This is a genomic window from uncultured Methanobrevibacter sp., assembly GCF_937906425.1.
In the GTDB taxonomy this organism is placed as follows: Archaea; Methanobacteriota; Methanobacteria; order Methanobacteriales; family Methanobacteriaceae; genus Methanobrevibacter.
The window spans coordinates 1-7,319 of record NZ_CALCYR010000221.1; the positions used below are offsets into that span (position 1 = coordinate 1).

A 7,319-nucleotide genomic window follows, 5' to 3' on the forward strand; every position below is an offset into this window, starting at 1 on the left:
AAAATAAAATTAAAAAAAATTAACTCATAAAAAACTTAAAAAACTTAAAAAACTTAAAAAAATAAAAAATAAAAATAAAAAAATAAAAATCTCTAGAAGTTTAGAGATTTAAATTAATTTACTTTAATCTAATCTAAAGGAATTAATTTTCCACCGTCAGACAAGGATACTGTTCCATTTATCCAGGAATTGGCATCGTCTGAAGCGTCATAATAAATATTATGACCATTACTGTGGATTTTATCCAAATCGTCTCCATCAATAACTAATGAATTAACAACAGAATCATCAGTTAGAGTCCATTCAGAATCAGATGATAATCTAATATCCACTACAGCAAGCTCACTGCCGGAATTAATTGCTCCTTCCAGTTTGGAAGAGGAATCCAAATTAATTTGAAGACTGCTGTATTCATCAACATAAATATCTCCAATCAATTCCTGATTCTTTGCATTGAACTCAAGATCCCCTCCATTGGAACCTTCATTACCCCATTCACCATCATTGGATGAGACATTCAATAAAATTCCACTACCATAATCCAAATTACAATTTTCCAAATTGATTAAAGCCTTTGTGTTTGTTATGAAAAACATTGGAGCTGTGGAATAGACAGAGGATTCAGTAGAGACCTTAATTGTGGTATCAGTTGCTATAAATGTACCAGTACCTTCATCTGCATCTCCAGACATACTTTGGTAAATCATTACCCCTGCACAGTCAATACCATCAGTTGTTCTGCCATATGCATAATTTTCCAGATTACAATTAGTTAAGGTAATTGAGTTTTTACCTTCAATAACTGCAGCTGAAGAACCTGTAGCAAGTCCATTGGAGTCACTTACAGTAATGTTACCTGTTGAATAAATACATGGAGAACCTGCACCATTAGTATTTAATTCAGAATTTGTTACGGTAATGAAACCTTCTCCCCTATCAGTTGCAAGAGCTGCACAATGTTCTCCTTGAGTATTGATTTTGACATCATCAGCTTCAACGGATCCGCCATAGGTTACATCAATTCCCCTTGAGGAATCCTTGGAAGTGTCAATTGTTAAACCGCTAGCCTTTACTGAAGCGTTTTCACCAGTTGCAAACAATGCATTTGCACCTGATGCAGATGTTGTAATTTGAGTGTTGGAAATTTCCAATTCTCCGTTTTGAACAAGAATTCCCGCATTTACTCCAGTAAATTCACTGTCTTCAGTACTGGACACATCCCCACCAAGTTTTTCAAGGGTTGAATCACTTAAAACCAACTTTGCAACCTCTTTTACCAAGATGACTGAAGTGTCTTCAGAACTTGTATTGAACAGCTCACCGGAATAAGTTTCAGAACCATTGATTACAATAGCACCTTTTGCTTCTGTAGAACCTGATTGGGATTCCCCTTCACCAGGTGCAGAACCACCATTTCCTCCATCAGGAGCGCCTCCATTAGCATCAGGAGGAGCGGAACCATCGCCACCAGGTCCAGAGGCACCATCAGATTCTGCTGCAGAGACAAAAGAATCATCAAAATTAAATAAATTAGTTAAAAAGTCTAAATCAATATTGAAAGACAAAATATTGCCTAAATCCAAAGCAAAATCATCATTATTAGAATCATCTGCACTTACAGCAAATGAACAAGGCAATATGATTAGAATAAGAAAAACACTAAAAATTATCATAAAATTTCTAGCAGATAAACTTTTAGCCATAATTTTCCCTCCGAATAATCAATTAATAAATTTGTATAGATTAATAACTACTAACTTATTTAAAAAGGTATCGGAAGAATGTTTTATTAAAATAAAACAAATTAATCTAAAAAAGAAGAATAAAACTTAAAAAAGAAACAAAAACAAGACTCAAAAATAATAAAAAAACAAAAATAACACTTAAAATAAAGAAAAAATAAAAATTAATCTAAAAAAATAATAAAAAAACAAAAATAACACTTAAAATAAAGAAAAAAATATAATAAAATATTGAAAAAAGAATTAAAATTTTAATCCAATGGCATATGCTTTTTTAAGTGCTTCATCAGTCTTATCCGCATCACCAATGAATTTTACGCCCCCAACTTCCAAAGCATCGATAATTTCCAGTTCAGTATTGTTTTCAAAAGGTTGAGCTTTTACTAAATCAATATATTGTTTGTAAAAATCATCCCCAGGATAAGCATGAGTAAATATTATAGCCACTTTACCATCAAAATGCTTATCAGGATTATTAAAAATTGAGTAGAACCTGTCGATTATTGTTTTAAGCTGTGCAGTCATTTGACCAAAGTATATTGGTGAAGCGACTATCAGACTTGCACCATCAGCCAATTGATTGATGATTTGAGACCCATCATCTTCAAATCTGCAATCCTTTCCTTTAGCACAAATTTCGCACCCACTACAAGGATTAATGTCTAATTTGTCCAAAAAGTACTTTTCAACATCATGGCCATTTTCAACACAACCTTTAATCATTTCATCCAAAATACGATTAGTGTTACCTTTTTTTCTAGGACTCCCATTTAAAGCTAAAATTTTCATAACATTATATTAATCAAAAGACCCTATTAATATTTAACTAATTAATCGGCACTGTCCTATTTCATACTGAAAAATAATAAAAAAATAAAAATAACACTAAAATAAAGAAAAAAATAAAAACAAGGCTTAAAAAATAATAAAAAATAAAAACAACCCCTAAAATAAAGAAAAAAATAAAAACAAGCCTTAAAAAATAATAAAAAAATAAAAATAACACCCAAAATAAAGAAAAAAATAAAAACAAACCTTAAAAACATGAAAATAAAAAAATAATTAAATTAGAAAAGAATAAAAAACTAATTTTAAAAAAAATAGTTAAAAATTCTTAAAAAAGTCAAAGACTTTAGCTATCCTATTTATTGAAGGCATAGCCACATTCTTAACAAACTTAATCTGATAATCAAAAGCAAATTTCTCAAATTCAGACTTGACCTTTTCCAATTCCTCAGGAATGTCAATTGATTGAGGGCATAATCTCTTGCATCTTCCACAATGATTGCAAAGTCCTGCACTTGATTGCTTATTGGTTATTCCACCAACAATCATATAATAATTCATCATTGCATTTGAAATAGGGCCAATACCCTTTTTATTAAACAAATACTTTTCATTATAAATATTAAAGCAGTCAGGAATGTTTACTCCCTTAGGACAAGGCAGACAATAACCGCACCCGGAACAAGATATTTTCATCAATGAGCTGAAAATCTTTTGGGCTTCAACCATCACATTCAATTCATCCTCTGACAAGGAATCAAGCTGAACCCTTTCTGCAATGGCCATATTTTCCTTAATCTGATCCAAAGAACCCATACCAGACAAAACACAGATTATTTCCTTTTGATTTAAAACCCAACTTAAGGCCCAATCAACAGAAGATCTTGAATCATTGACACCATTAAACAATCTTTCAACCTCTTCAGGCAATTCTCCAGCAAGAATGCCTCCCTTTAATGGTTCCATAACAAATACTGCAATATCCTTTTCGTAGGCATATTGAATACCTCTAATGCCTGCCTGGGCATTGACATCAATATAATTATACTGAACCAAAACCATATCCCAATCAAAATCATCAATGAGAGTATTGAATTCATGGGGGGTTCCATGATAGGAAAATCCTATATTCCTGATTTTGCCTTCATCCCTTGACTTTAGAAGAAACTCATACAATCCTAATTTCTTAAGCCTTTCAATTGTGCTTAAATCAACACTGTGAACATAATAATAGTCAATGCAATCTGTCTGGAGCTTTTTCAACTGTTCATTAAGGAAAGCATCCATATCTTCACGGGACCTTACCATCCAGGAAGGCAATTTGGTTGACAATTTAATTCTGTCCCTGTATTTAATCCCATTTTCATCTTCAAGACTTAAAATCTCACCTAAAAATGACTCGCTTTCTCCACCATGATATGCATAGGCGGTATCCACATAATTAATTCCATTTTCAATGGCATATAAAATATATTCCTTAGCTACATCCTTGTCTATATTATTATTTTTAGTGGGAAGACGCATAGCGCCTAAACCAAGCGGAAAGAGTTCATCTCCAGAAGACTTTACAATTCGTTTATTCATTAACAAGCCCCATATTTTCTCATCAATAATATTTTATAATAATACTTTATAAATCAAAACAATATAACTCTTTCTTAAATATTTAAAGGATTAAAGTTAAAAGAAAAAAACACAAAAAGATAAAAAATACCTAAAAAACACCACCATTAAAAGAAAAACAAAGACAATGCCTCATTAAAAGGAAAAAGCAGAAATCTTATTTTCTTCTTAATTTTAAAACAACAATCTCCGAATCTGTTCCCCAACGCATAGGATAATCCATAGAACCTACTCCAGTAGTTACATGCAAATACTTATCCTTTCCACCAAGATTTGCCTTGAAAAGTCCCATATTATACATTATCCTATTTCCAATCCAAACGACTGGATAAAACTGTCCCCCATGGGTATGTCCTGACAACTGAATGTCAAAGCCCATTTTAGAAAAGTCTTCCCAATGCTCCGGAACATGATAGACAATAATATTTACCTTATCATCAGAAATAGCAGAAATCAAGTCATCTGCACTAGGCATTTCAATATCATCGAAACTATATGCCAAACCATAAATATTTAGACCCTTGAATTCCAGAAAATCATTGTCCAAAACAATAATTCCTGCCTTTTTACAAGCATTAATCACATTTTCTATTCCAGGATAATAGTCATGGTTTCCAGAGGTGAAAAGAATAGGCATGTTTACATCCTTTAGGGGCAAGAAGCTGTCTTCCTCCACAACACAGGAACCATCAGCCAAATCCCCTGAAATGATTGCCAAATCACAAGCCTCCTCCAAGCTCTTTAAAGCATCCTTTAAATCAAGGATTATCTTATCATGCCTTATTGCTCCAAAATGAACATCAGACAAATGGACTATGTTTATATCCTCATCCAAATCATCCAAATCGATTTGGCATTGATTGATGATTAATTTATGAGCCTTGTAATAATTATAGATTCCAATTATCAAAACAATAATCAAAGTGAGGATTGTAAACCAGATTGGAAGCTTAACAAATAATCCTAATGCATATAAAAAGAGCAAGTCAAAGAAGACAAACAATGAAAACCAAATCCAAAGCCCGCCAATCTCATCAAGAGCCCTTGTTATAAATCGAGATTTCCTCTCCTCAAAAAGCATTGGAACAATGTGCAATATCGCAAAGAGCAAAACCAAAACAAGCAAATAACTGTCATCAAGCCCCCCAAACAATAAAAAAAGATATTTTAAAAGAAAAAACTCAAATAAGATTAAAAAGGGAGCTGTAAAAATAACCCTTCTTGTTCTACGACTCATAACAACACCTAAAACATGAAAATAATCATCAAATTATTCAATAAAATATGAAAATACAAAATCAAATTATTCAATAAACCTATAAAAATACAACTATCAAATTAAGATTAGTACATTAAATTTACAAAAAACATAAAAATACAACTATCAAATTAAGATTAGTCCATTAGATTTATAAAAGTTTCCATAGGAATAAACTAAACGAGATTAAGTAAATCCTGAAAAATAAAATTCATAAATTTTAGAAAATTGAAAATAAAAAATAAATCATTTGAAAAATCAAAAATAAACTTGAAAAAACAAGTTAAAAAATTCAATAAAGAAAACAAAATGCCGACAAAATATTTAAAAACTATTAATAAAATAAATTATATATAGCTTGAAACTTATCAAATTTTTAAAAATAATCTAAGAATTAAAACAGTTATCAGGATTTGATTGTTAAAACTTAAATTATCTCATCAAGCTCATATTTATTATTATACTGGAGGAAACTAAATGAATGAAATTTTATTAATGCTCCCAGGTCCAACAACCGCTGACCCTAGAGTATTACAAGCCATGTCTAAAAATGTAGTAAACCATAGAGGAGACGAATTTGGAGAAATTTATACTGAAACCACTCAATTAATGTCTAAAACCTTCCAAACTAAAAATGATTCCTACATCCTCACAGGTTCAGGAACTTCCGCCATGGAAGCAGCTCTTGCAAACCTTGTAAACAGAGGAGAAAAAGTATTAAATGTTGTTGGAGGAAAATTTGGTGGAAGATTTGCAGAAATTGCAGACATTCACGGAATCGAATCCAAAAAACTTGAAGTTGAATGGGGAACTGCTGTAACTCCTGACCAAGTTGAAGAAGCTTTGGAAGCTGATGAAGACATTAAGGCAGTGACCATGGTACACAATGAAACTTCTACAGGTGTCGCTGCACCTATTCAGGAAGTTGGGGAAGTCGTTAAAAACTACGACGCATTATTTATTGTAGATACCGTATCCTCCTTAGGCGGAGACTATGTGGATGTAGACAAATTCCATATTGATGCATGTGTAACCGGATCTCAAAAATGTCTCGCTGCACCACCAGGCCTTGCAGCTATTACCTTTAGTGATGATGCTTGGGCAGCATGTGAAAAAGTCGAATCCAACTCTTACTACTTAAACATGCCTAAATACAGAGCAAACGGTAACAAAACCCCTGCTCAAACTCCTTACACCCCATCAGTTTCATTAATCTACGGATTACAAGCAGCTCTTGAAGTAATCCATGAAGAAGGACTTGAAAATAATGTAGCAAGACACCACCAAGCAGCAGCTGCATCCAGAGATGCTGTTAAAGCTTTAGGTCTTGAATTATTCCCTGATGAAGCTGTATCCTCAGCTACTGTAACTGCAGTAAAAATGCCTGAAGGAGCAACTGATGATGACATCAGAGGAACTATGTTAAACAAATACAAAGTTCAATTAGCTGGTGGACAAGACCATCTTAAAGGAAACATTATTAGAATTGGACATATGGGCGTAATTAACTATCAAGAATTAGCAATTACATTCACTGCATTAGGATTAACCTTAAAAGGCTTAGGATTAGTTGACGATGCAGGAGCAGGTGTAGCAGCACTTGCAGACCATTATATCTAATTTTAAACTAATTTTTCTTTTTACTTTTTTCTTTTTACTTTTACTTTTTACTTTTTTCTTTCTATTTTTATATTCTACTTTTACATTCTACTTTTACTTTCACGTTCTACTTTCTAAATTTACATTCTAAATTTACATTCTACTTTTACTTTCACGTTCTACTTTCTAAATTTACATTCTAAATTTACATTCTACTTTTACTTTCACGTTCTACTTTCTAAATTTACATTCTAAATTTACATTCTACTTTTACTTTCACGTTCTACTTTCTAAATTTACATTCTAAATTT

5 protein-coding genes are annotated in these 7,319 nt (G+C 32.1%); 1 reads left to right on the forward strand and 4 read right to left on the reverse strand.

What is annotated here, in order from left to right; translation table 11 throughout:
• Positions 1-128: 128 nt before the first annotated feature.
• From Q0138_RS06375 to Q0138_RS06390, 4 genes are all read right to left on the reverse strand, one after another.
• Complete coding sequence (locus tag Q0138_RS06375) at positions 129-1,703, reverse strand: hypothetical protein (RefSeq protein WP_297982189.1); 1,575 nt, start codon at positions 1,701-1,703, stop codon at positions 129-131.
• A gap of 282 nt (positions 1,704-1,985) precedes the next feature.
• Complete coding sequence (locus Q0138_RS06380; protein WP_297982193.1) at positions 1,986-2,531, reverse strand: flavodoxin family protein; 546 nt, start codon at positions 2,529-2,531, stop codon at positions 1,986-1,988.
• Positions 2,532-2,846: 315 nt separating this feature from the next.
• A complete protein-coding gene (locus Q0138_RS06385; RefSeq protein WP_297982196.1) occupies positions 2,847-4,112 on the reverse strand; it encodes an aldo/keto reductase in 1,266 nt (421 codons plus the stop codon).
• A gap of 196 nt (positions 4,113-4,308) precedes the next feature.
• Positions 4,309-5,388, reverse strand: coding sequence for a metallophosphoesterase (locus Q0138_RS06390; protein ID WP_297982199.1), 1,080 nt, complete (start codon positions 5,386-5,388; stop codon positions 4,309-4,311).
• A gap of 498 nt (positions 5,389-5,886) precedes the next feature.
• Here Q0138_RS06390 and Q0138_RS06395 point away from each other — a divergent pair, with 498 nt between their 5' ends.
• Complete coding sequence (locus Q0138_RS06395; protein WP_297982201.1) at positions 5,887-7,029, forward strand: alanine--glyoxylate aminotransferase family protein; 1,143 nt, start codon at positions 5,887-5,889, stop codon at positions 7,027-7,029.
• Positions 7,030-7,319: the final 290 nt, after the last annotated feature.